At 42.0% G+C, this 25342-nt stretch carries 25 protein-coding genes, 1 tRNA gene and 2 pseudogenes; 12 read left to right on the top strand and 16 right to left on the bottom strand.

Translation table 11 applies throughout. From position 1 onward, the window contains the following. The first annotated feature begins 5 nt into the window (after positions 1 to 5). Positions 6 to 542, top strand: coding sequence for a hypoxanthine phosphoribosyltransferase (gene hpt / locus MKP07_RS20485; RefSeq protein ID WP_240848834.1), 537 nt, complete (start codon positions 6 to 8; stop codon positions 540 to 542). 47 nt (positions 543 to 589) lie between these two features. Further along, complete coding sequence (locus MKP07_RS20480; RefSeq protein WP_240848833.1) at positions 590 to 1072, top strand: cytochrome d ubiquinol oxidase subunit II; 483 nt, start codon at positions 590 to 592, stop codon at positions 1070 to 1072. Positions 1073 to 1228: 156 nt separating this feature from the next. On the opposite strand, the gene MKP07_RS20475 is transcribed toward MKP07_RS20480, so the two are convergent. The 3 genes and pseudogenes from MKP07_RS20475 to MKP07_RS20465 form a co-directional block, all read right to left on the bottom strand. After that, entirely contained in the window at positions 1229 to 2857 is a 1629-nt protein-coding gene (locus MKP07_RS20475; protein WP_240848832.1) for a M56 family metallopeptidase, read from the bottom strand. Continuing rightward, positions 2854 to 3051, bottom strand: coding sequence for a hypothetical protein (locus MKP07_RS20470; RefSeq protein ID WP_240848831.1), 198 nt, complete (start codon positions 3049 to 3051; stop codon positions 2854 to 2856). The genes MKP07_RS20475 and MKP07_RS20470 overlap by 4 nt, the downstream gene beginning before the upstream one ends. 204 nt (positions 3052 to 3255) lie before the next feature. Continuing rightward, positions 3256 to 3581 (bottom strand): annotated as a pseudogene (locus tag MKP07_RS20465) (BlaI/MecI/CopY family transcriptional regulator). A gap of 280 nt (positions 3582 to 3861) precedes the next feature. Here MKP07_RS20465 and MKP07_RS20460 point away from each other — a divergent pair. Continuing rightward, entirely contained in the window at positions 3862 to 4230 is a 369-nt protein-coding gene (locus MKP07_RS20460) for a peroxiredoxin family protein (protein WP_240848830.1), read from the top strand. A gap of 118 nt (positions 4231 to 4348) precedes the next feature. On the opposite strand, the gene MKP07_RS20455 is transcribed toward MKP07_RS20460, so the two are convergent. From MKP07_RS20455 to dnaK, 5 genes are all read right to left on the bottom strand, one after another. Next, the gene (locus MKP07_RS20455; RefSeq protein WP_240848829.1) at positions 4349 to 4852 is read right to left on the bottom strand and encodes a transglutaminase-like domain-containing protein; all 504 of its coding nucleotides are present in this window, start codon (positions 4850 to 4852) and stop codon (positions 4349 to 4351) included. A gap of 53 nt (positions 4853 to 4905) precedes the next feature. After that, entirely contained in the window at positions 4906 to 5157 is a 252-nt protein-coding gene (locus MKP07_RS42805; RefSeq protein ID WP_394803681.1) for a hypothetical protein, read from the bottom strand. 175 nt (positions 5158 to 5332) lie between these two features. Then, entirely contained in the window at positions 5333 to 6076 is a 744-nt protein-coding gene (locus tag MKP07_RS20450; protein WP_240848828.1) for a hypothetical protein, read from the bottom strand. A 175-nt stretch (positions 6077 to 6251) separates the two neighbouring features. Then, the gene (locus tag MKP07_RS20445; protein ID WP_240848827.1) at positions 6252 to 7676 is read right to left on the bottom strand and encodes an MATE family efflux transporter; all 1425 of its coding nucleotides are present in this window, start codon (positions 7674 to 7676) and stop codon (positions 6252 to 6254) included. A gap of 257 nt (positions 7677 to 7933) precedes the next feature. Then, the gene (gene dnaK, locus MKP07_RS20440) at positions 7934 to 9853 is read right to left on the bottom strand and encodes a molecular chaperone DnaK (protein ID WP_240848826.1); all 1920 of its coding nucleotides are present in this window, start codon (positions 9851 to 9853) and stop codon (positions 7934 to 7936) included. Between the two features lie 273 nt (positions 9854 to 10126). Here dnaK and MKP07_RS20435 point away from each other — a divergent pair, with 273 nt between their 5' ends. The 4 genes from MKP07_RS20435 to MKP07_RS20420 all read left to right on the top strand — a co-directional run bounded on the left by MKP07_RS20435 (position 10127) and on the right by MKP07_RS20420 (position 13264). Next, a complete protein-coding gene (locus MKP07_RS20435) occupies positions 10127 to 10816 on the top strand; it encodes a DUF4397 domain-containing protein (protein WP_262919840.1) in 690 nt (229 codons plus the stop codon). Positions 10817 to 11067: 251 nt separating this feature from the next. Next, the gene (locus tag MKP07_RS20430; RefSeq protein ID WP_240848825.1) at positions 11068 to 11595 is read left to right on the top strand and encodes an RNA polymerase sigma factor; all 528 of its coding nucleotides are present in this window, start codon (positions 11068 to 11070) and stop codon (positions 11593 to 11595) included. Beyond that, complete coding sequence (locus tag MKP07_RS20425) at positions 11592 to 13061, top strand: hypothetical protein (RefSeq protein WP_240848824.1); 1470 nt, start codon at positions 11592 to 11594, stop codon at positions 13059 to 13061. Before MKP07_RS20430 ends, MKP07_RS20425 begins: the two co-directional genes overlap by 4 nt. Positions 13062 to 13179: 118 nt before the next feature. After that, positions 13180 to 13264, top strand: a tRNA-Ser gene (locus tag MKP07_RS20420). A 118-nt stretch (positions 13265 to 13382) separates the two neighbouring features. On the opposite strand, the gene MKP07_RS20415 is transcribed toward MKP07_RS20420, so the two are convergent. The 3 genes from MKP07_RS20415 to MKP07_RS20405 form a co-directional block, all read right to left on the bottom strand. Next, positions 13383 to 14069, bottom strand: coding sequence for an amidohydrolase family protein (locus tag MKP07_RS20415; protein WP_240848823.1), 687 nt, complete (start codon positions 14067 to 14069; stop codon positions 13383 to 13385). A 124-nt stretch (positions 14070 to 14193) separates the two neighbouring features. Then, positions 14194 to 14562 (bottom strand): amidohydrolase family protein, encoded by a 369-nt coding sequence (locus MKP07_RS41330; protein WP_240848822.1) that lies wholly within the window; start codon positions 14560 to 14562, stop codon positions 14194 to 14196. Between the two features lie 5 nt (positions 14563 to 14567). Next, positions 14568 to 14723: a hypothetical protein gene (locus MKP07_RS20405; RefSeq protein ID WP_240848821.1), complete on the bottom strand. Its 156-nt coding sequence runs from the start codon at positions 14721 to 14723 to the stop codon at positions 14568 to 14570. Positions 14724 to 15013: 290 nt separating this feature from the next. Here MKP07_RS20405 and purL point away from each other — a divergent pair, with 290 nt between their 5' ends. From purL to MKP07_RS20385, 5 genes are all read left to right on the top strand, one after another. Then, positions 15014 to 18703, top strand: a complete 3690-nt coding sequence (gene purL / locus MKP07_RS20400; RefSeq protein ID WP_240848820.1) for a phosphoribosylformylglycinamidine synthase — start codon at positions 15014 to 15016, stop codon at positions 18701 to 18703. Between the two features lie 164 nt (positions 18704 to 18867). Then, on the top strand, positions 18868 to 19503 hold the full coding sequence (locus tag MKP07_RS39115; RefSeq protein WP_262919392.1) for a glycoside hydrolase family 3 N-terminal domain-containing protein: 636 nt from the start codon (positions 18868 to 18870) through the stop codon (positions 19501 to 19503). Then, positions 19490 to 20053 carry a glycoside hydrolase family 3 N-terminal domain-containing protein gene (locus tag MKP07_RS39110; RefSeq protein ID WP_262919391.1) on the top strand — a complete coding sequence of 188 codons (564 nt, stop codon included), beginning with the start codon at positions 19490 to 19492 and terminating at the stop codon, positions 20051 to 20053. Before MKP07_RS39115 ends, MKP07_RS39110 begins: the two co-directional genes overlap by 14 nt. Continuing rightward, positions 20050 to 21477, top strand: coding sequence for a glycoside hydrolase family 3 C-terminal domain-containing protein (locus MKP07_RS20390; protein WP_240848819.1), 1428 nt, complete (start codon positions 20050 to 20052; stop codon positions 21475 to 21477). Before MKP07_RS39110 ends, MKP07_RS20390 begins: the two co-directional genes overlap by 4 nt. A 33-nt stretch (positions 21478 to 21510) precedes the next feature. Next, a complete protein-coding gene (locus tag MKP07_RS20385; RefSeq protein ID WP_240848818.1) occupies positions 21511 to 22308 on the top strand; it encodes an META domain-containing protein in 798 nt (265 codons plus the stop codon). 141 nt (positions 22309 to 22449) lie between these two features. Here MKP07_RS20385 and MKP07_RS39105 read toward each other — a convergent pair whose 3' ends face one another. The 5 genes and pseudogenes from MKP07_RS39105 to MKP07_RS20365 form a co-directional block, all read right to left on the bottom strand. After that, positions 22450 to 23064 (bottom strand): family 20 glycosylhydrolase, encoded by a 615-nt coding sequence (locus tag MKP07_RS39105; protein WP_262919390.1) that lies wholly within the window; start codon positions 23062 to 23064, stop codon positions 22450 to 22452. Continuing rightward, on the bottom strand, positions 23061 to 23549 hold the full coding sequence (locus tag MKP07_RS39100) for a family 20 glycosylhydrolase (RefSeq protein ID WP_262919389.1): 489 nt from the start codon (positions 23547 to 23549) through the stop codon (positions 23061 to 23063). The genes MKP07_RS39105 and MKP07_RS39100 overlap by 4 nt, the downstream gene beginning before the upstream one ends. Next, complete coding sequence (locus MKP07_RS20375; RefSeq protein WP_240848817.1) at positions 23515 to 23922, bottom strand: glycoside hydrolase family 20 zincin-like fold domain-containing protein; 408 nt, start codon at positions 23920 to 23922, stop codon at positions 23515 to 23517. Before MKP07_RS20375 ends, MKP07_RS39100 begins: the two co-directional genes overlap by 35 nt. Positions 23923 to 23939: 17 nt before the next feature. Then, positions 23940 to 24152: a hypothetical protein gene (locus MKP07_RS20370; RefSeq protein WP_240848816.1), complete on the bottom strand. Its 213-nt coding sequence runs from the start codon at positions 24150 to 24152 to the stop codon at positions 23940 to 23942. Then, positions 24149 to 25164 (bottom strand): annotated as a pseudogene (locus MKP07_RS20365) (alpha-L-fucosidase). Before MKP07_RS20365 ends, MKP07_RS20370 begins: the two are co-directional and overlap by 4 nt. Between the last annotated feature and the right edge of the window lie 178 nt (positions 25165 to 25342).

Here is a 25342-nt window from a genome sequence, read left to right as displayed (position 1 = left end):
GTATTATGCATACCATAAAGGTTCACGATAAAACATTTACTACTTACTTAGGTGAAGAGCAACTCCAAAGCCGTATTAAGGAACTTGCTTCCTACATCAATAAAGACTTTGAGGGTAAGAATGTAGTTTTTATCGCAATACTGAATGGCTCGTTCATGTTTGCCGCCGATATATTTAAACACCTTACTGTTGACAGCGAAGTAAGTTTTATTAAACTGGCCTCTTACAAAGGTTTAAATTCTTCCGGCAGTGTTACTACCGCTATTGGTTTGGATACCGACCTCCATAACCGGCATGTAGTAATACTCGAAGATATTATCGACACGGGAAAAACCCTCCATCATTTTCTGCCCCAGTTGCAACATCAGCAACCAGCCTCTCTAAAAATAGTTACCCTCCTGCATAAAGCCGAGATGACAACGCATGAAGTACCGATTGACTACACCGGTTTTGTCATCCCTAACAAATTTGTGGTGGGTTATGGGCTGGATTATGATGGCCTTGGCAGAAATTATAAAGAGATCTACCAATTAGCAGACTAATAGAACTCCCTGTTTAGAGCCGCGGTTATACAAGGAATGACTGTAAGTTGGATTCTCTAAACACACACAATAATTGTAAATTGCAGCATGAAGCGCAATTATCTTTTATTATTTTTTATTCTGGTATGCCTGTCATTACTTTCAGGCAATTTAACCGCCGGGTTTCACTATTGGGTAAAATAGGCATCAGCTTCTTCTATAAGCAATTTTCATTTTTTCAAAGCTGGTGGCAGTCATCATTGGTTTGCCTGGCGCTAATGTTAATGGTGGGTGTAATACTGTATTTTATAGATCGTTCTTTGAGCGGACTTAAAAGGAAAGTTGTGCTGATCATAAGCTTCCTGGTATTCCTGGCTGGTTTATACTTTACCTTCAGGAATTTCAGAACAGATCTGGCGCATCGTTGGCTGGGTGAGCGTTTTCATGTAGGCGTTTACTTATACTGGATTGGATTCTGTATTATCAGCCTGTTTTTTGCATTTACAGAAAAGAAAGCGATAACGATAAACGACACAGAAACCATTCTGTAATACAACAATGCGCGGCCAGTGACCACGCATTGCTTACCTGTCAGTATTGGATGCTAATTAGTTGTTATAACAATCGCTCCTTCCCTGGCTTTGGAGCCGTAATATTTTTTAGCGTTTTCGCCTTTTAGTACATCAAAAGATTTTATGCTTGCCTGATCAAGGTTTCTTATTTTTTACGGAAACAGACTCTCCATTCAATACATAATAAGCATTTTGAGGAGGATTGGCCAGCACATTGGCTTGTGCCTGTTTGCTATCGAACTTACTGTAATTTATCTCACCCTTAAAACGCTGCGTTGGATACCCCTCAACCGTTACAGCCTCCAGGCGGGATGAACTTCTACTGGAAGGAGCAACACGCGCACCTACCGCTTTGCCTTCCACAGATGAACTACCAGCGGTTTTAGTACCATATCCAACTACGACAACCTCTTCCAGGTTGGATGTACGTTTTGCCGGCTGAATTTGCACACCGGCAACCTTGCCTTTCAACGATGAGCTGATAGCTACTTTAGGGCTATAACCACCTACTGCTATTTCATCCCGACTGTTTACTTTGTAGTCGCTGGCCTTCCTTAATTGTATCTCATCGGCATGAAACTGTGTGCCGCTTTCTGTCAGGGTTATTTTATCAGAAAGTATCTCAGACTTCCCGTTACTTACCTTTACCTTTCCCGATTCAGAAGTCAGCACCAGGTCATTCGTCTTGTGCTTTTTTGTGGTCACTATCACTACCCCATTTTCTGCACCTTCCCCATAAATGGCTGTAGCAGAAGCCTCTTTTAATACAGTAATACTTTCTATATCGTTAGGATTAATATTTTCCAGTACTCTACCTTCTAACCGTAGCCCGTCTACCACATACAAAGGATTCTCACCAGCCTGTACTCCTCTTAATTTAATTACAGGTGATTTAGCCGTATTTCCCTTGGTAGTGATACTTATCACACCGTTCTCAGCGCCTTCCCCAAATTGAGCAATCGCCGACGCATCTTTCAGTACATTAATACTTTCAATATCATTCGGACTTATTACATCCAGATCATAATTCTTATCTTTCCGATCTCCATCCACTATTATCAATGGCTTTTTTTCCGGATTCGATAAGCTGATATGATTTCGGATTTTTATCGCCGGAGTTTTCTCCGCTGTCACAGCAGGTACTGTATCCTTCACAAACGTCACATCATTCTCATTGCTGCCGGCAAAGGCAATATTTTCGAGTTCAGCCTGGTTGTTATCTGCGGCTTCTACGGCTGCCTGTTCCTGGTATGCTTTCATCTCCTTTCTGAAGCTCAGCAATAGCACTGCAACTACCGGCAATAAAAACATAAATTTAATCAGCTGCACTTTGGCACTTTTAATGGAATTCATCATAACGATACGCTTTTTTAACGATGAAAAATTAAAGTGATTGGTGAAAGCAAATTGCCGGTTGCCCATCACTTTTAATAATAAATATTGGTACTCTTTGCGATCCAACCCACTCTGTAATACTTTATTATCTGCAATAAATTCCAGGTTTTGCTTCACATTATGGCGCAACAACCATACAAAAGGATTAAACCAATTTAACATGCAAAGCATTTCGCACCACATAATATCTATTGTATGTCGCTGCTTTACGTGCACAAATTCATGGCGTATAATTTCCTCAAGTTCTTCACCGCTGTGCATTTCGGTATTAATAAATATAGCATTGCCAAAAGAAAATGGCGTAATGGGTTCATCCAGCTGGTAGATCATGGTATCCTGCCCCGATATCAATTGGGCCTTGGCTTTCATTTTTTGAAAGAGTAAAAACGAACCAGGAATCTTGCCAGCAATACCAGGGACCCCAATATTAGTATAGCAACTGCCCAATCCCAATAAGTAAGCGTTTCAAAAAAATTACGCTCACCGGGTGTTGCAAAACTGATCGCAGGTATCCACTGCACCATCAGGTTTTGTTGTAGCGCACGTTTTTCTAAAGAAGGCATGATATCTATCAGCGGAATAATAAAGCTTAGAACGGTATAACCCAGCAGGTACCAACGGTTCCAGTTATAGAAGGTAAGCTTGCGCAGGAACAGCTGGTAAAAAGATACACTACCGCCAGGCAGATATTTAATTTGAGGATATAATCGATCAATAATGGCATAGCTTGCTATTTAATTTTACTTTAAAAAAGGCAATCCTTACAACTATTTTTTTCCGCCTTCGATCATCTTCACAATTTCCTTCAACTCCTGGGCAGAGAGCTTTTTCTGATCCACAAAAAAATTAACCAGCTCCTTATAAGAATTACTGAAATAATCTTTTACAACATGCCCCATAAAACGCTTTTTATATTCATCTTCAGAAACCAGGGGTTTATATACATACGTATTACCAAAAAGGCGTCCCGATATGTATTCTTTTTTTCTAAATTCTTAATAGTGGATGCCACTGTTGTATAAGGACCCGGATTAGACATGTGCTCCATATAGGCTTTTACATGTCCCTCGCCTACTTTCCAAATGGCAATCATCAACTGTTCTTCCTGGGGTGTAAGCTTTATCATTTTTACGATTTTCACACTAAGCTACGACAAGTTCGTAGAATATCCAAAAAATATATGCCTGTGCATCCAATTAGCTCCGGTTTGCATCAATGTACTACCTTTATCAGCTTAAAAATCTTTTGTATTATGAAGTACCTGGTTATGTTAATGCTTTCAATAGCAATGTTTTGTTCGGCTTCTGCGCAGGAAACCCCTTTGTATCTGAAACAAAAACACCACCTCCTCTGTATTATTATTAACAGATAGTGTGACCAAATGGAACCTAAAGGCAAAATTGCAAAAGGACAAACCCTTGTTATTGATTTTCTTTAGCCCGGATTGCGATCATTGCCAGCACGAAACAGAACAAATAATCAAAAACATAGAGAAGTTTAAAGGCATACAAATAGTAATGGCTACCACGCAGCCATTCAAAGACATGAAAAATTTTGCCGCTAAGTATAAGCTGGCTAATTACGGGATTACTGTGGGCCGGGATATAGCTTATGTAATGCCTCCCTATTACGAAATGAAAAATCTCCCCTACCTGGCTTTTTACGATAAAAATAAAAAGCTCATTTCAACATTCGAGGGCGGACTGGGTATACCCGGCATTTTGAAGGCTTTCGGCCGGTAACCCTTACTGTAATTACAAAATATTACGGGTAGACATTTTCATGCTACCCGTTTTTATTATATAATTAATCAACTATTGACCATTCATTTTTCAGCTACCCACCATTCCAGCTCCTCTCTCACTCATAACTAATTTCTTTCAGCCTATCCGCTTGTTTTTCAAAACCGCGCTTATCGAGGGCTTCGCAGCTTACCACTACATTTAATGCATCTGCTTCTCCATAAATATTGGCAAAGGAAGTATCGGCGGCATCATAACCATGGGCTATTTTTATAAGACCATGCCGGGGAACCATGCGTGTGGCATCAAAGAGCATCCACTTTCCATCAATATAAGCTTCAAAGCAGGCGTGGAAATCAGGAGGATTTAATTGATACGCATAACAGGCGAAATAGCGTGCTGGTATGGATAACGCTCTGCATAAAGCAATACCCATGTGAGCAAAATCGCGGCACACTCCTTCTCTTTGCGTAATCGTTTCTATAGATGAGGTGCTGGCATTAGTGCTTCCACTTACGTAATGCACATGTTTATATATCCAGTTGCTGATAGCCTGCACTTTTCCGTAAGTTGTTTTTATAGCTCCGAATTCCATTTCGGCAAACTTGTATAAACGATCCACCTGGCAGTAGCGGCTGGGAAAGAGGTACGATATAGCATCCGGCGGGATCTTTCCTAACTGAAGTTCCTCTTTTTCAAACGTACCGGTTTTAGTTTCAGCTCGGCTGTTGCGGTATAGTTTATTTCGAAATAATCAGTTTTAGGAACCTGCACACGGATAAACCTGGCTTTTCTGATACCGAGGTCAAACTGCTCCACTTTCAGCTTTGCCGGTTTAGTTATGATCTGTTCTTCTGTAATCGCCTGAGACTTTGTTTGAGCTGCCTGGATATTGAAGAAAAAGTCGTGTTTGTTTTTACACGATATGACAACCCGCTTGAAATCTTAAACTTCATACAGTATATTGTTAATAGTTGTTGAGCCCGGTGGGCTGTTTATTTTTTGTTTAGAGAATAATGTTTACCGCACACCATTCACCAGTACAGTGCATGTTTATTAGTTAGCCCTTGCGAATAGCCAACCTAACCATTGCTCAATAATGCTATTGGATAGAAGATTCTTCAGACCCGTTTTGTTCGAAAGCCTTTTCCATCCATGCATCCGGCACTTCATCCAGTGCTTCGTGTAGTTTTTGAGCCCATGCATCGGCTACAGGTTTCAGCTCATCATACTCGTACCGGTTCTCTATAATATTGAACTGATCTTTTTCGTAGATAACCACATCTATCGGAAAATCCACATCATTAGAACTAACCCTTGTAGAATCAAAAGACAAAAAACCAGCTTTCAGCGCCTGCTTAATAGTAGTGTTCTCGTCCAGCACCCGGTTCAAAATGGCTTTCCCCTGGCCACTGTTGCCGATAATAGCATACTGGGAGCCCATGGCCATCTCTATCCAGTTACCTTCACTATACAATAAAAAAAGCTTATGCTCTTTATCATCTTTTAACTGTCCGCCAACAATCGCGTTGAGGTTGAATTTGTAGCCTGAAGCTGCCAGCTCTGCCTCATCTTCCCGTGCTACTCTTTTGATCTGCTCACCAAAAGCATTCACTGCTTCAAATAATTTATTATAAGGAATGCCGTCGGCCACCAGCTCCTGGAAATACGTAATCGCCTTATCTCTTACCGATCTTAAACCACTGGTCATTATAAAAAGCGAGCTGCTGCCATCCTCGTGTACCGATACTTTTTTCCGGGTAGTAACATTCGTACCGGCAGAAATACGGGTATCCGAAATACCTACCAGTCCATCTTTCAATTTAATTCCTAAGCAATAAGTCATAGCCTTTTCAAAAAAGCTAAATGTACTGATTTTTATGGGCTCTTCAACCATGTCCCTCTATCCGTCTGTTCAAAGAGGCGCTATATCTTTTAGCTGTAACAATACATGACTTTAGCAATAACCCCGGCCAGCCTATGAAGCCTGCCGGGGTTGAAAGCCAAATGAGAATGATCTTTTACACTTTCTTTAATTTCCACTTACCTCTTTTAAACAGGATAAACGAAACGATCGTTATCGCAGTCTCCGCTACAGGTATCGCAATAAATACTCCGGTAGCTCCCAATTCAAAATGCTTTGCCAGTAAATAAGCTACCGGTATCTGGAACAGCCAGAAACCGAAAAAGTTAACTTTTGTTGGTGTCCAGGTATCGCCCGACCCGTTAAAAGCGTTGATCATCACCATACCCACTCCATAGAAAACAAATCCGCTGGCCATAATATACATAGCATTCTTTGCTATTTTGCGTACACTTTCAACCTCGCTGAAAAAGCCTACCAACCAATCGCCCAGTAAAAAGAAGATAAGAGATACTGTCAGCATAAATATTACATTATACTTCACCGTTCGCATCACACTTTGTTCAGCCCGGTCTGGTGCATTAGCACCGAGGTTTTGTCCAACTAAGGTTGAAGCAGCACCACTCAATCCCCAGACGGGCAGCATAAAAAACATCATCAAACGCAGGGCAGTCTGGTATCCTGCGCTCCCATCCTCGCCGCCGGTAACGGCTACTAATCTTGCCAAAACGATCCAGCTACATGATGCAATAACAAACTGAAAGATACCCGGGGTAGCTATCTTCACCAAGGATCTGATGACTTCTACATCTACTTTAAAATGCCTGGTGGCTAAACGCATCAGGCCCTTGCCCCAAAACAAATGATAGCATTGATACAGTACTCCAATACTTCTCCCGGTAGCTGTTGCTATGGCGGCGCCTGTTAACCCCATTGCTGGGATTGGACCTAGCCCATTAATTAAAACGGGACATAAAATCACATTGCAAATATTGGCCACCCATAAGCTCTTCATGGCTATGGCCGCATTACCTGCTCCTCTGAAAATACCATTGATCAGGAATAACAACATAATAGCGATACTGCTTCCCATCATTATTTTGGTAAACATTTTACCATGCTCCGCAGCCTCTTCCGTTGCTCCCATCGCCATCAAAATATCTTTGGCGTAAATAATTCCGGCTACACTTAGCACCATGTTTACTAAAAACGCTACAATCAGCACCTGGGCAGCACTATGAGCAGCTCCCTCGGTATTTTTCTCGCCTATGCGCCGGGCTACAATGGCAGTAGCAGCCATACTCATACCAATAGCAACAGAATAAATAACGGTCAAAACCGATTCAGTTAATCCAACTGTTTGAATGGCTATACTGCTTTCTTTTAAATGGCCCACAAAATACAGGTCCACCAATGCAAAAACCGATTCCATCATCATTTCCAGCATCATCGGAATAGCCAGCATGATTACGGCCTTACGAATACTGACTGTTGTATAATCAATTTCTTTTCCCTGCAGCGATTCTTTTAGTAATTGCAGAAACAGAGTTGCCTTTCCAGGACTCTTTTGTATCGTCGTCATTTGTAAAAATTATGAATGAAAGTAATACAGTATTGAGGTAGTTGCTCAATACCTGATAATGATAAAAATAAAACCGGTAGTACAATTAGATTCGTACGAGGATTCCGGCAATGAATACTTTCATAATTCGAAATTTTTGTGCCGCAAAGATAGGAATGAATACTAAAGTCTGTAAAAATAAAAATTGCCACTAATGAAATGGCATAAAAAAGCTGTCTCAAAATTGAGACAGCTTAAAATTCAATATGCTGTTAAGCTTATTTTACTTCTTCGTAAGGTACATCCGTTACATCGTCAGCAGCTGCACTACCCGCTTGACCGCCTTGTTGACCGGGATCAGCCTGAGCTTGTTGCGCTCCTGCATCAGGACCAGCCTGGCCAGATTTGTAGATATCTTCGCTGGCTGCAGTCCAGGCATTATTCAGTTCAGTCATAGACGCATCTATACCTGCGATATCCTGTTGCTTATGTGCCTCTTTTAATTTTCCAGCTGCACTTTCAATAGCCGCTTTTTTATCAGCAGGAACTTTATCACCATATTCCTTCAACTGCTTTTCAGTCTGGAAAATTAAGCTGTCTGCCTGGTTCAATTTATCAATCTTCTCTCTTTCTACCTTATCAGTCGCTTCATTAGCCTTCGCTTCGGCTTTCATTTTCTCTACTTCTTCCTTGCTCAAACCGCTTCCCGCTTCAATATGTATTTTCTGTTCTTTACCGGTACCTTTATCTTTTGCGGTAACGTGCATAATACCGTTGGCATCAATATCAAACATTACTTCGATCTGGGGAACGCCACGTGGAGCTGGCGGAATACCATCCAGATTAAACATACCCAGGCTCTTATTATCCTTCGCCATAGAACGCTCACCCTGTACCACGTGAATTTGTACACCTGGCTGATTGTCGGACGCCGTAGAGAACACTTCCGACTTCTTAGTAGGAATAGTGGTATTAGCAGGAATTAATGTTGTCATTACACCGCCTAATGTTTCAATACCCACTGACAGTGGCGTAACATCCAATAATAATACATCTTTTACTTCACCGGTTAATACAGCACCCTGGATAGCAGCACCAATAGCCACTACTTCATCCGGATTCACACCCCTGTTAGGTTTTTTGCCGAAGAATTTTTCTACAATTTCCTGTACTTTAGGGATACGGGTACTACCACCCACCAGGATCACTTCTTCAATTTCGCTCGCATCCATACCAGCGTCTTTTAAAGCAGCTTCACATGGTTTCAAGCAACGGGTAAACAAATCATCTGCCAGTTGCTCAAACTTAGCGCGGCTTAATTTTTTCACAAGGTGCTTAGGTACACCATCTACCGCCGTTATATAAGGCAGGTTTATTTCTGTTTCTGAAGAACTGGAAAGCTCGATCTTAGCTTTTTCAGCAGCTTCTTTTAAACGCTGTAAAGCCATTGGGTCTTTACGAAGGTCTATCGCTTCCTCTGCTTTAAATTCATCTGCCAACCAGTCCATGATCACTTTATCAAAGTCATCTCCACCCAGGTGAGTATCACCATTGGTCGATTTCACTTCAAAAACACCATCACCCAGCTCCAGCACAGAAATATCGAAAGTACCTCCACCCAGGTCAAATACAGCAATTTTGTGGTCTTTACCACCTTTATCCAATCCGTAAGCCAAAGCCGCAGCAGTAGGCTCATTTACAATACGGCGAACATTTAATCCTGCAATTTCACCAGCCTCTTTAGTTGCCTGGCGCTGCGCATCATTGAAGTAAGCCGGCACGGTAATAACCGCCTCTGTCACTTCCTGTCCCAGGTAATCTTCTGCAGTTTTTTTCATTTTCTGCAATGTCATAGCAGAAATTTCCTGCGGTGTATATAAACGTCCGTCAATATCTATTCTAACAGTATTATTATCTCCTTTAGCTACTTTGTACGCCCAATGGCTGATTTCCTCGCCCACTTCATCATACCTGCGGCCCATAAAACGCTTTGCTGACATAATGGTATTCTGCGGGTTGGTAATTGCCTGACGTTTTGCTGGATCACCCACTTTACGCTCGCCATTTTTCAAAAACGCTACAACTGATGGTGTAGTACGGCGACCTTCATCATTTGCAATAACCACCGGCTCGTTACCTTCCATTACCGCAACGCAACTATTGGTAGTTCCCAAATCGATTCCAATAATTTTACCCATAATATTTATGTTTTCTTGTTTTTTATAATTCTGCCGTTTCTGCGGCAACTGTTCATTTTCAATGATTGTGCCGAAGCTAAAAACATGCAAAAATGACAGTCCCCCTATTATTGTGCGGTTTAGGTTTAAAAAAGTTTTTTGATAACGCTGTTGCGTTTAATGCCCAATTGACGTTATAACATTTAATCAGCTGGTTACCGATTTTTAATCCCCCTATTTTAAACAAGATTTATTCGAAATGAATTATAATTTTTTAAATATTAGCCCTGGAAACTGGCTATTGTAGCTTTTGCCACTCTAGCTTTTGTATCCTGCAAAAAGTCCGACTCAAACCCTAACTACGATGGCGCTCCTCCCGCCAGTGTAGGCATAGTTCATGCGTCTGCCGGCGTACCAGCCCTTGATATCGCCTTCGATAACAGCAGATTAGGTGTAACTGTTTTTAATTATACCGACAGGATTGATTACCTGCCCGTAAAGCCCGGCACCCGAAATTTCAGAGTATATGGCGCCTGGACATCCACCGTAACACCTCTTTTTGCAAAAGACCTGGTTTTTGAAGCTCCTAAATCATATACCGTGTTCATTACAGACACTGCGTCAAAAATGGATGCTGTTTTAATTCGTGATAGCGCCATTGCGGCAGGGCCGGACTCCGTTCGTGTACGTTTTGCAAACATGAGCCCGGATGCGCCCGCTTTAGACCTCTATGTAAAAGGTAACCCGGTACCAGTGGCTACCAATATCACTTATAAAAAAGCAGGGGTGTTTTTTAGTTATAAAACTACTGTCAATATTGAGTTTGAATTAAGAGCAACAGGGCAGAGTACATTGCTGGCTACTTCTGAACCTTTTACGTTGTCTAAAGTAAACTCAAATTTTTATACGATATGGAGCGGAGGATATGTAAACGGCAATCCGGCAGCTGGCACAAAAATAACTTTGGATTGGTTCGCGCATTAATTGCATGACTGATTTTTGATTGATCCGTACCTTTAATAAAATAAATCAGCCCAAATCCCACATACCGGGATAGGCTGATTTTTTAGGATAAGTAAATAAACGAGTATACTGTTAGAAATATAACGCAGACCGGGAGTCATTTGTGAACAATTCTACCCTTTGGGGGTAATATTTTGATCAAGAAGTAAGTAAGCTGTAAAAAAACAGACATTGGCGATAAGCGGGGATGAATTGGAAGATATATTAAAAGGATGCCAAAACAATCGCGGGCATCAAAAAGAGAGGCGCTTTATAAGGGCTTTTATGGCTACCTGAAAGGCGTGGTGATCCGTTATGTCAGTGACTATCATTTTGCTGAAGAATTAGTAAATGATAGTTTCATAAAGATCTTCAATAATATTTCTTCTTTTAATGCTCTGGGACAAAGTGGCGATATTTCTCTTTCTTTCAAGGCCTGGATTGCCAAAATTGCATCGCGTACGGCTATTGATTTTTTAAGAAAGAAAAAAATAGATTTTGCCAAGGATGATATTTCAGATATTCCTTTTGCCCCGATTGCAGAAGCGCAGGTGCAAAGTACTGAAGCAAAGGATATATTAAAACTATTGAATGAGTTGCCCAAAACACAACAGGCAATTTTTAATTTATATGAAATAGAAGGGTTTTCACACCAGGAAATTTCCGGGCTTCTCGCCATTCCTGAAAATGTAAGCCGTTCCTATCTATCCAGGGCCAAAAACAAACTAAAATCCCTGTATAGTGAAAATTTTAAAACATGATTGAGTCTAACGACGATATTTTTGATCACATTAAAAGCGTCATGCGCGAGCACGAGGAGCCTTATGAGGAAGGCGCCTGGGAGCGTTTTAAAGCGCTGCCTGCTACCGCCCCTGTTAAAAAGGGAGCAGTAAGCATGTGGAAATGGGCTATGGCCGCAGCGGCGGTTATAACTGCTGTATTTCTTCTCGCCCGTGTTTTTAATGCATCTGATCCTGGCGGCAATCCTTCACCAAATGGAAAAAGCGTGGCTTTGCAGCCCATTGATTCTTCCACTAATATTACCCAGGCTACTCCTTCAATTAGAACAGAGCCGGCTAATAGCCCTGAAGAGCGAAACGAAACGATCGACAATAATAATAATAATAAAAGTACCAACCTTGTTGCTGGCAATGCAAATAGTAAGGCAGCTCCTTTATACACCTATAAGCCTGGTGTTCCGTCGGCAATTGCATTGGCAAAATCAAACATTGGTCCCGTATCACAACTCATTGTTTCAGCGCCCCAACCAATAATAATACCTGCAGCGCCTGGTACTGCAACACCTGCCACTCCAAAACCCGAAATAAATTTCTGGAAAAACCGGGTGGAACCAAGCACACCGCAAATTGCTCATACACCACCGGTTAATAAAGAAGAGCCTAAACACATCGCTATAAATAAACCTGTTTTAACTGAAAAACCTGCCAAAGACAAAAATAAAAAATGGCAGCCGAGTCTTTATGTATCACCATTATTTGGCGACCTCGGCATAGACATGGGCTATGGCGTATCTGTTGGGTATGTGATCAATGATAAGATACAAATCAGTTCAGGTATTGCTTATAACAAACTTTCGGCCTCCAGGAATTATGGTGCCGGACCTGCTGGTAACATCGCTTCAGCTCCGGTTAATGGAATTAGTGGTCCTAACGGACCGATTGGCGCGGGTGGGGCTACCGGAGCAGCCGGAGCCACTGGCGCTGCCGGTGCATCTTCTTCACTGGATTCAAAAGGGTTGCTTACATCATCTTATAATGTAGTAGCCGGTCAGCAAACTACTTCCTTACAGCAAATTGATGGATTTTTGTCAGGTATTGACATTCCGGTTGAGGTCAATTACAATATCAGTAAAAAGTTATACGCTTCGGCAGGTATATCTGGTCTTGTTGTAATTAACGATAATAAGAAATATACCTATGTTGACAATCGAAATATAAAAGTGTCGGTAGAAACAAACAGAGGAGCTCTTAAAGAAGATAAATCTGTTATGTTCACAGAGCAGAACACCACCAGGCAACCCATGCAGGCCCCAACAGAAAATACGCCTTTCCTTGGGTTTTACAATATATCGATGGGATACCGCCAAAAGATATCTGGCAGAACGGGAGTGGCATTAGAGCCTTTCCTGAAGGTTCCTATGAGAAATGTAACACAGGAAAATCTAAAATATATGGGTACCGGTATCCGGTTAAAAGTTGATTTATAAATTACGTCCTTATGATGATCAGACCTGCCCTCAGCCAGCAGGTCTTTTTTATTAAAAAAGTTAGCAATTATTTAAAATGTATTTTGCTATTTGAGACCACACCCCTAATTTTGCGCCCGGAGAGATGGCAGAGTGGTCGAATGCGGCGGTCTTGAAAACCGTTGACTGTAACAGGTCCGGGGTTCGAATCCTCTCTCTCTCCGCTGAAAAGCGGAGACGTTTGATAAAGAAAAAGCCTGCAATTCTTTTGAATTGCAGGCTTTTTCTTTTAAATACCATTGAAAGCATTCTCTCGCGGAAAAGTTAAAAATCAGGTACATTTCAATAAACAATATTTCCCTGGCTGATGAGTGATTGCACCGGTGAAACTCTTGATACAGCTTCCGCCGAACAGCTTGCGTTGATCAATACCAGGTCAGCTGTATCACCTGCTTTGGGCCATTGCTGTACTCCTTTATCATCCAGCGGAAGGATATTGGCTGTTGCCAGCTTCAAACTCCTTGACAATAAGAATTCAGTAGAATATCCGTAAAGCTGCGCCATAAGATTTGCTTTTTGCAAAACGCTTCCACTACCCCAGGTATTCCAATGATCAATGATGCTGTCATTACCGGTCAGCACTGTAACATTATGCTTATATAAAACGGGGATCGGCATAATAAGGCTGCCGAAAGGTATTGTAGAAACAATACCGATACCAGCGGCACCGAGTTGCTCAGCGATCTCTTCCTGTTTTGTCTTTTCCAGTTTTCCTAAAACAAAACAATGGCTAATGAAAGTCTTTTTGCTTAGAACCGGATTTTCATTGACCTTTTTTATAAGATAGTTTACTGTATCTAAGCCAGACTGCCCTGATTCATGTAAATGAATATCTATGCCTTTATTATGATCTAGTGCCAGCTGAACGGTAAAGTCAATTGTTCTTTCAATAGCACCATCAATCGTATAGGGATCCAGGCCCCCGATAAAGTCAATGTCCATTTGAGCAGCATCTTTGAGGTAAGGCACACTATCTGTATAAAAACACCATGTTGAGGAAAGGCCACCAGCTCAGCCTGGAAGCCATCTTTCTTTTGCGCCAATGCTTTTTCAAGATTCTTTAACGACTGCAGTTTTGAGGTCGGCTCAATATTTACATGACTTCTTGCAAAAGAAGACCCTTTCGATTGAAGCAATTTGATGAGCTCCACGGCGCGGTGCGTAGAGGTTTTGAGCATCTCAGGCAAATTTCCTGTTCCAGCGCAATCATCCCTTTTACTCCGCCCGTTCTTCGCCTGGTAGCCTGCCAGGAACCTCCATAAAACGTTTTATCAAGGTGGATATGCATGTCTTTAAACGCAGGTAACATCAACAAACCTTTGGCATCAATAGCATTGTTGTTGCCGGGGGTATTGGGTAAAATCTCCCTGATCTTGCCATCATCAATATTAACTGAAAACAAATCAGTCTTTGTATGAACAACTTCATCGCCTTCATACTCAAACCCTGTTTCAAGCTTCACATTTTTTAAAGTATATGCCCTTGCCATATTTTCACTTTTTTTAATCCTTGCCCGTCTATAAGACCAGTGCCCTTTGACAATCCAGGCAGCACTGCCATTCCTGCCAAACCTAATCCTGATTTCTTTAAAAATTCTTTACGCGATATTTCTGATTGATGCATTAGTGAACATTTACTGCAAAACTACTCATCGGATTGTGTTACTACCCCTACTATTTGTGAATCTGACAGAAAATGTCAACTGCTATCAATCCCCAACCACAACAATCATATAAAGTAGAAAAAACCAGCGGCCTAAGATTTCGTTTAACACTTTCCTGAATAAATGCGATAAATAGAGCCGGCTGCATTAAACTTATCCTCAATATCACTATCCTCAAACTTGTATATGAGTATAAGTTTGGCTAATTTTGCCACTCAATTTCCACGAAGTTCAAACGCACTCAATTATAATGATCCATTTCTTTCAAAATCCTAAACATATTGTTTACGGTGTTCAAACACAAAATGAGTTATCACAGGAAGATGTTTTAAAGCTAAACTGGCTTTTTGGTAATGCCCAAAAACTAGAAACTGCTACGCTTAATCACTACTATGTAGGTCCCCGTGCAGCAATGATCACTCCCTGGAGTACCAATGCGGTGGAAATTACACAGAATATGGGTGTTACAGGGATTATCCGCATAGAAGAGTTTCAACCTGTACCCGCAGACTTTAACGAGTTCGACCCAATGATCTCACAGAAATATGCGGCTTTAACACAGGAAATGTATACAATACAGATTGCGCCTGAACCGATATTAGAGATTGATGATATTAACGCCTACAATAAATCGGAGGGATTGGCGCTAAGTGCGGAAGAAGTGGAGTATTTGAACCAGCTTTCAGAGAAAATCGGTCGCAAACTTACCGATTCTGAAGTTTTTGCTTTTTCGCAGGCTAACTCAGAACATTGCCGGCACAAAATATTCAATGGAACTTTTGTGATTGATGGCGAAGAAATGCCGACCTCGCTGTTCAAACTGATCAAAAAAACTTCGGAAACTCATCCTAACGATATCGTTTCGGCCTATAAAGACAATGTGGCATTTGTAAAAGGGCCCATGGTAACGCAATTTGCACCTAAATCGGCCGACAAGCCCGATTATTACGAAGAAAAAGAATTTGAATCGGTTTTATCCTTAAAAGCTGAAACCCATAACTTTCCTACTACAGTTGAACCCTTTGCGGGAGCCGCGACAGGTTCGGGTGGTGAGATACGTGATCGCCTTGCGGGCGGACAGGGTTCGTTACCACTGGCGGGTACTGCTATTTATATGACCGCTTATTCGCGTTTATTGGAAGACCGGCCCTGGGAGAAAGCTATGGAAGCACGCCAATGGTTGTACCAAACACCTATGGACATCCTGATTAAAGCATCTAACGGGGCCTCCGATTTTGGTAACAAATTTGGCCAGCCTTTAATTACAGGCTCCGTATTAACTTTTGAACATGAGCACTTCGACAAACTCAGTGGAACGAGTAGAAAGCTGGGGTACGACAAAGTAATCATGCAGGCAGGCGGTGTAGGTTATGGCAAATTGGAGCAAGCTAAAAAATATACCCCAAAAGAAGGCGATAAAATCGTCATTCTGGGTGGTGAAAACTATCGTATCGGTATGGGCGGCGCTGCTGTATCATCAGCTGATACAGGAGCTTTTGGTTCGGGTATCGAGCTAAATGCCATCCAACGTTCTAATCCCGAAATGCAAAAACGGGCGGCCAATGCTATCCGCGGACTGGTAGAATCGGACCACAACCCGATTGTTTCTATACACGATCATGGCGCTGGCGGGCATTTAAACTGCCTGTCTGAATTAGTAGAAGAAAAAGGTGGATTGATCGACCTGGACAAACTGCCCGTTGGAGACCCCACCCTTTCGGCTAAAGAAATCATTGGTAATGAATCACAGGAAAGAATGGGCCTCGTTATCGGTGAAAAAGATATCGAAATACTACAGAAAGTAGCCGACCGTGAGCGTGCGCCTATGTATACAGTGGGTGACGTTACGGGTGACCATCGCTTTACTTTCCAATCTAAATCCAAAGGAGAAAAGCCAATGGATTATGCACTGGAAGACTTCTTTGGTTCTTCTCCTAAAACCATTATGAAGGACAGTAAGATCAATCGTAATTACGAGGAGCTGTCTTATGATATTAAAAATGTACCGGTTTATTTAGAACAGGTATTACAACTGGAAGCTGTTGCCAGTAAAGACTGGTTAACCAATAAAGTAGACCGTTGCGTAGGTGGCCGTGTAGCCAAACAGCAATGTGCCGGACCACTACAACTTACCTTAAATAATGTAGGTGTAATGGCATTGGATTATAAATCAACAGAAGGTATTGCCACTACCGTTGGCCATTCGCCGTTAACAGCCCTGGTAGATCCGGCTGCAGGTTCAAGGAACGCCATTGGTGAAGCTTTGTCTAATATTGTATTTGCGCCTATCAAAAATGGTTTGAAAGGCATTTCACTTTCGGCTAACTGGATGTGGGCCTGTAATAATGAAGGAGAAGATGCCAGATTATACGAAGCTGTTAAAGCCTGCTCCGATTTTGCGATTGCTTTAGGCATTAATATTCCTACCGGTAAAGATTCTTTATCGATGAAACAGAAATACCCGGATGGGAACGTAATTGCTCCCGGTACCGTTATTATATCTGCCGCGGGTAACTGCACTGATATCAATAAAGTGGTAGAACCCGTACTGAAAAAGAATGCAGGTTCGGTTTATTATATTAATTTAACAAAAGATGCATTACAGCTAGGTGGATCTTCTTTTGCACAAATCATTAATAAGATCGGTAACAAAGTAGCCAGTATTAAAGATGCAGCTTATTTTGCAAAAGCTTTTGATACGATACAGGATGCTATTAACAAAGGCCTTATTGCAGCGGGACACGATATCGGTTCGGGTGGTTTGATTACCACTTTACTGGAAATGTGCTTTGCTGATGTAAACCTGGCTGCTAATTTTGATTTAAGTGGATTGAATGAAGCGGATACAGTGAAAGCTTTGTTTAATGAAAATATTGCTTTGGTGTTACAGGCTCAAAACGACGAAAACCTGGAGGCACTATTTGCTGCAGCTGGAATTGAAGCTGTTAAAATAGGAACCGTTGTAGAAGACACCACTGTTACTGTTAAAAACAATACAGACAGCTTTAGCTTTAATGTCGCTGAAAATCGCGACACATGGTATAAAACCTCGTTTCTTTTAGACCAGAAACAATCTAAAAACGGAACAGCACAGGAGCGATACAATAACTATAAAAACCAGCCACTGCAATATCAGTTCCCTGCTCAATTTGATGGGAAAAAGCCGGTTATTGATTCTTCTAAACCTCGTCCAAAAGCAGCCATTCTTCGCGAAAAAGGCTCTAACTCAGAGCGTGAAATGGCCAACGCTATGTTCCTCGCAGGATTTGATGTAAGGGATGTGCATATGACCGATCTTATCAGCGGTCGTGAAACACTGGAAGACATACAATTTATTGGCGCTGTAGGTGGATTCTCCAACTCCGATGTATTGGGTTCGGCAAAAGGCTGGGCAGGCGCTTTCCTGTATAACGAAAAAGCCAAGACGGCATTGGATCAGTTCTTTGCTCGTCCGGATACTTTATCTGTTGGTATTTGTAACGGCTGCCAGTTATTCATGGAACTGGAGCTAATCAATCCCGATCACACGGAGCATGGAAAAATGCTTCACAATAATTCGGGTAAGCACGAATCGAACTTTGTTTCGGTAAAAGTGCAGGAAAATAAATCAGTGATGTTGAAATCGCTGGCCGGCGCTACATTAGGTGTATGGATCTCCCATGGAGAAGGCAAATTCAACCTTCCGGGGACAGAAAGCCAATACGACATTGTGGCTAAATATGCTTACGATCAGTATCCGCACAATCCTAATGGCTCAGATTATAATACTGCCATGATGTGTGATGTAACTGGCAGACACCTGGTTACCATGCCCCATATTGAGCGATCCATATTTCAATGGAACTGGGCACACTACCCTGCTGACAGGCAAGACGAAGTAAGTCCCTGGATTGAAGCATTTGTAAATGCCCGCCAGTGGATCGAAGACCAGCATCAATAAGTAAAAATATAGATTTAAAACCTCTTTCATCAATTTTGAAAGAGGTTTTTTATTGTATTTACACAAAAAAACGCACCCCATTCTTCAGTAACCTAAAAACAATCCATTGAATTTACATTTATTCTGTATAATTGTAATCGATTTCATTTTATCAATTCAATGATATGCCTTATAAAAAATTTGCCAGCTTTCTTGCCAGTTTTGCCCTTTTTACCTGTTGCAATAATGCATTTTCACAACCACCACTTCCCTACCAGAATGCCGCATTAAGTTTTGAACAACGGACAGAAGACCTGGTGAAAAGGTTGACTCTTGAAGAAAAAGTGATGCTGATGCAGGATACGTCGAAGCCAGTGGAGCGCTTAGGTATTAAAACCTACAACTGGTGGAATGAGGCGCTGCATGGTGTTGCACGAACAGGATTAGCAACTGTTTTCCCACAGCCGATTGGTATGGCCGCTACTTTTGATGCAGAGGCTGTATCGCGGGTTTTTAATGCTGTGTCGGACGAAGCCAGGGCGAAACATTACTATTATTCATCCCAGGGTAGTTATGCCCGCTACCAGGGACTAACCATGTGGACGCCTACCATCAATATATTCAGAGATCCCCGCTGGGGCCGTGGTATAGAGACTTATGGCGAAGACCCTTATTTGACCAGCTTGCTTTGTGTTGCAGCGGTAAAAGGTTTGCAAGGACCAAAAGGAAATAAATATGATAAGCTACACGCCTGCGCCAAGCATTTTGCCGTACACTCCGGCCCTGAATGGAACCGGCATAGCTTTGATGCAAAAATATAAATATCGTGATCTGCTCGAAACCTACCTCCCTGCTTTTGAAGCGCTCGTAAAAGAAGCCGATGTACAGGAAGTAATGTGTGCCTACAATCGTTTTGAAGGTAAGCCCTGCTGTGGAAGTGATCAGTTATTGATAGATATCCTAAGAAATAAATGGGGTTTTAAAGGAGTTGTAATAGCCGATTGTGGTGCGATTGCTGACTTCTACAAACCCAATACGCATGAAACCCACAAAGACGCAAGTAGCGCTTCGGCTGATGCTGTTTTAAAAGGCACCGACCTTGATTGTGGTTCCAGCTATAAGGCCCTGGTTGAAGCAGTTCAAAAAGGACAAATCAAAGAAACTGACATTGATGTTTCTGTAAGAAGGTTATTATTGGCCCGGTTCAGGCTGGGCGAAATGGACGACCCTACCCTCGTGTCCTGGAACAAAATCTCCTATGATGTAGTAGCTTCTAAAGCGCACAATGATATTGCCCTGGATATGGCCAGGAAGTCAATGACGCTGTTGCAAAACAGGAACCATATTTTACCACTAAAAAAGGAGGATTGAAAGTAGCTGTAATGGGCCCCAATGCTAATGATTCGGTGATGCAATGGGGTAATTACAATGGTACACCTTCCAGAACAGTAACCATCCTGGAAGGTCTGCGTACAGCGTTAACTGCCACCGAACGGTTAATATACGAGCAAGGTTGTGGTTTAGTAGACAATATCCTGTTTCAAAGCGTTTTTTCTCAATGCTCCTCGGGAAAGGCCAAAGGCTTTACCGCTCAATACTGGAACAATAAAGAAAGGAAGGGCGATCCGGCTGTCACCGCCCATGTGTCCACTCCTTTTGCTTTTTGCACTTCCGGTGCTACGGTCTTTGCCCCGGGTGTGGAATTAACAGATTTTACAGCCCGGTATACCACTGAGTTCACACCTCAAAAGTCTGGAGAAGTGGCTTTAGAGTTTTATGTAAATGGGATTATGAGCTTATTGGTGGATGGCAAGGAAGTAAAGACAGCCAAAACAGGACATGGTAGCCGGAAGGTAGTGCATGCCATGCACGTTGAAAAAGACCAACCCTATACCCTGCAAATCGACTTTGCACATGGAAGTGGCGATGCCCAGCTCAATTTTGATATAGGTTTCAGAGAAACAGCCGATACTGATAAAGCTGTTGCAAAAGTAGCCGATGCTGATATCGTTATTTTTGTAGGAGGCATTTCGCCATCGCTGGAAGGAGAAGAAATGGGTGTTAACCTGCCCGGATTCAAAAAGGGCGATCGTACAGACATAGAACTACCGGCAGTACAAAGAACATTGATTGCGGCTTTAAAAAAGGCAGGTAAAAAAGTAATACTGGTAAATTGCTCCGGATCGCCTGTAGGACTGGTTCCGGAGGTAGCTAATTGTGAAGCTATCCTGCAAGCCTGGTATCCGGGACAAGCCGGCGGTACAGCGGTGGCAGACGTGCTATTGGGTCGTTACAATCCATCGGGCCGCCTTCCTGTAACTTTTTATAAAGACACTACACAATTACCGGATTTTGAAAACTACGATATGGTAAACAGAACCTACCGGTACATGGAACAGGAACCACTCTTTCCATTTGGTTACGGACTGAGTTATAGCAGCTTTAAATACGGCCAACCGGCGGCCAGCAAAAAAGTGGTGAAGGCCGGAAGCTCATTAAAAATATCAATTCCTGTAACCAATACCAGCAAGGTTGATGGTGAGGAAGTGGTTCAGCTATATATCCGCAAGAAAAACGATAAGAACGGCCCTGTAAAAACCTTGCGCTCCGTCAAAAGGATCAGCTTAAATTCCGGACAAACACAAACAGTTACTTTTGACCTGAGGGCCAAAGAGCTGGAATGGTGGAATGAAAAAACCCGCTCCGTTGAGGCGCATGCAGGCAAGTTTGACATCATGATCGGAGGTAGTTCTAAAAATAAAGACCTCGTAGCTACAGAAATAACGATTTTATAAAACAATCGTAAATTTGCAGCAAAATTTTTATCCATGAAACAGCCTTACTATATTATCCTGGGCTTAGCTTTTTTATGTAATGCCTGCGGTAATACAAAAAAAGCAACACAGTCCAATGAAACCGCATCCACTATGACAGCAACTTCTATCACCGGAAAAAAGTGGAAGCTTATTGAATTGAACGGCCAACCTGTTGCTGATCGTATTAACGACAAAGAACCGTTTATTGAGTTTAATGATACGAATAAAAGATATACTGCGTCCGGCGGATGTAATGGACTGGGAGGTACTTATACTGTTACCGATAAAGGCCGGATAACGTTTAGCCAGGGCATGTCTACTATGATGGCCTGCGAAAATATGATGGTAGAAAACCAGTTAAAAGAAGTTTTTGGTAAAGCAGATAACTTTACGGTCAACAACAATGTTCTTTCTTTAAACAAAGCCCGCATGGCTCCGTTGGCACGGTTTCAGGTAGTAGACAACAATATTGCCAGTCAGCTAAACGGCACCTGGGAAGTGGATTATATTTCCGGGCCACGTATTGCATTTGAAGGATTGTATCCCGATAAAAAACCGACTATCACCTTTAACCTGCCAGATACTGTAGCTACAGGCAACAGCAGTTGCAATAGCTTCCGCTCTTCAATTAAAATAGACGGCAGTAAAATAAGATTTGGTATGCCAGCCAGTACCAGGATGGCTTGCCCGGGGGCAGGAGAAAGTACTTTCTTTAAAACACTGCAAAGCATTAGTCAATTCAGCGTTTCGGGCAATACATTAAATCTCATCATGGGAGATATTGCAGTAATGCGGCTGCAAAGAAAATAAGTTTGCCCAGTATTTCAGTATCTCCTGATAGCGGATAAGCGCTTTTAAACTGCAATACCAACAATACTAAAAGGATTATAGAAATTAATTCCGGATGATTCATATAAAGGAAAATGCTTTTTTAACTTACTTGAAAAAGTATCATAATTTTTGCTCTTCCGAAGACCAGGCTGTTTCGGCAAGAGCGGCAATTCTGGGATAGATCATATAGTCAAGTCTATAATTGTTTGTCATGGTTTCTGTCCATACATTCGCCTGAATACCCAGTACCATTTTTTTATTTTTCGAAGTAATACCCGGCCATTTATTTATATCGAATCCGTAAACATCTTTTAAAGGATTATAAACGCCATCCCACTTACGCCCCATAGTATGTGTGCTATCCTGCACAAAATCGAAATAAAAGGGCACTCTCGGGCAAATTACGGTTGGGTAGCCTTTATTTAAAGACCTGGATAGTTGTCCGGGTTTATCATGCCGCCACCAAAAAACAATAGTTTGATCCTGCGGAAGACCCATATCCACCACTTCATCCCAGGCCAGCACTTTGGCATCCATTTTAAATACAGAGTCAGCTATGCGACGCATAAAATAACGCTCCACACCTAATACATCTTTAATTCCCTGTTGTTGTATCAATGTTTGCACTTCTTTATCGGCCATCCATTTATCGTTACCAAAACTCACTTCGTCACCGCCCAGGTGTATCATTTTAGATGGAAAAAGTGCGTTCACTTCTTTAAGGATATGCGTCAAATAACTATACGTGGTCTGCTTGCCGGGGTGAAAGGTAAATTCCGGATGTTTTTCATGCCACCGCCACTAAATTGGGGATAAGCCCTGTTGGCTGCCGTGGCATGGCCAGGCATGTCTATCTCAGGTAGCACTACAATATTTCTTTCGGCAGCATATCGTATAATTTCAGCAACCTGTTTTTGCGTGTAAAATTGCGAAGGAGCGCCAGGGTTGGTATATGTACCAATTCCTCCCACAAGCGTGAGCAAAGGGTATTGTTTAACTTCCAGTCGCCATGCAGGCTCATCCGTAAGGTGCCAATGAAAGCGGTTGAGCTTGTAATAAGCCATCCAGTCTAAAAGAGACTTTACTTTATCCATACCAAAAAAATGACGCGATTCATCCAACATGAGGCCCCTCCACTCGTATAAAGGAACATCCTTAATATTCCAGCAAGGAATGGCAACTGTACTATTTAATTTTTCTCCATGATATACTAATTGCAAAAAGAAACAACTCCGTAAAAACACCTTTCTCAGTTTCGCCGGAAATATGCACCTGCTTGCTATTCATCATAAGATCATATGCTTCATCTTTTCGTCCCTTTTTACTGATTGAAAGTTTAATGAGACCTGTACCAGCATTATTTCGGATGGCAAGGGCACAATGGTTCTGCGATAGCAGTTGCCTTTTTAAATACCAGGCTACGGGTTGCAAAACAGCATCGTCTAGCACCAACGCCGTGTTTTCACTTAATAAAAAATTGCCCGCATATTGATTTGCATGAACCGGTTGCGGAATGACAGGACATAAACCCTGGCTCCGTGTGTCATAAAATATGACAATTAAAAACAGGCTCAGAAAAAATAACAATCGCATGTAAGTAATTTATGTGGTTACAGAATCATTTCAATGACCGGCACCTCATCGCCGGGAGCCTGTACGGGCATTTGCAGCATCACATCATTTTCCCCGGCAGTTTCTGTAGTATGGCCGGCGGCTTTGGTTACCGTCGAGAATTTAAGTTCAGAACCATCTCTTAAAAGTCTGGCATATTTAAACTTATTTTTGTATCCCTCAAGTGTAAGTGTTTTAAAGGGCCAGTTCAATACATGTATATAGAGCCGCTTTTTATCGGCATTATAGGTAAGCAGGCAGTTTTCAGGTTTTTAAACATGTCAGGTGCCGCTGTACAGCCATAAATTGAGGGACTATTGAATTTCATCCACTGCCCTATTTTATCCAGCCGCTCGCTGGCCCGTTCATCAAAATTTCCACGTGCAGTAGGGCCTACATTCAGCAAAAGGTTGCCTCCTTTGCCCACCGTTTCTATCAGCATTACTATAAGTTGTAAAGAACTCTTCCAGGAATATTCATCTCTGTAATACCCCAGGATCCGGAAAAAGTCTGGCAGGTTTCCCAGGGCACTTTCGCACCGTTTACTTTTACCCATTCTTTTGGCATAAACTGCTCTGGTGTTTTGTAGTCCCACCCCCAGTCGGTGTTATTCAAATCAAGCCTGTCGTTTACAATGATGTCGGGCTGTAGTTTACGTACCAGTTTTAAAAGTCCTTCTGAATCCCATTCATTATGTCCTTTTCCCTGGTAGGAAAAATCAAAAAACAATTCATCTACCCGACCGTATTGAGTAAGCAGTTCGGTTACCTGCTTTTTCATATACTCCTGGTACTTTTTCATATCACGCGCCTGGTTAGCGGCAGCTCTTTCTTCGGGTTTCACAGGAGTAGCAGGATGCTGGTTGTCATATATAAAATCCGGATGATGCCAATCGATAAGAGAGTAATACAATCCAATACGTATGCCCTGTTCCCTGAAAGCATCTACAAAAGATTTTAAAATATCTTTCCCGTAGGGTGTATTGGTTACCTTATAGTCGGTGTATTTGGTATTCCACATACAAAATCCTTCATGGTGTTTGGTGGTTAATACAACATATTTCATACCTGCGGCTTTGGCTTCTTTGGCCCACTCAACAGGATCGTATAAATCGGGATTAAATTGATCAAAATACTTACGGTAATCCTGCGGGGTTATTTTTTCTCTAAACTGTACCCATTCATGGCGGGCCGGAACTGCGTATAAACCCCAATGAATAAACATTCCTAAACGATCATGTGTCCACCACTTTAAACGTTTTGCTTTTTGTTCGGGTGCTTCTTTTGCCCAGGATGGTGTTGGAAGCAGTTCCTGTGCTTTGGACTGCATATAAAAAAAATAATTATCACAGTAGCTATCGCCCTGCAGGCCATTTGAAAAAAGAGAAAGAAACTTTTTTCAT

It is taken from the genome of Paraniabella hibiscisoli, assembly GCF_022512515.1.
Lineage (GTDB): Bacteria > Bacteroidota > Bacteroidia > Chitinophagales > Chitinophagaceae > Niabella > Niabella hibiscisoli.
Note: the sequence above shows the minus strand (reverse complement) of the source record. Positions and strands in the feature narration are given on the sequence as shown.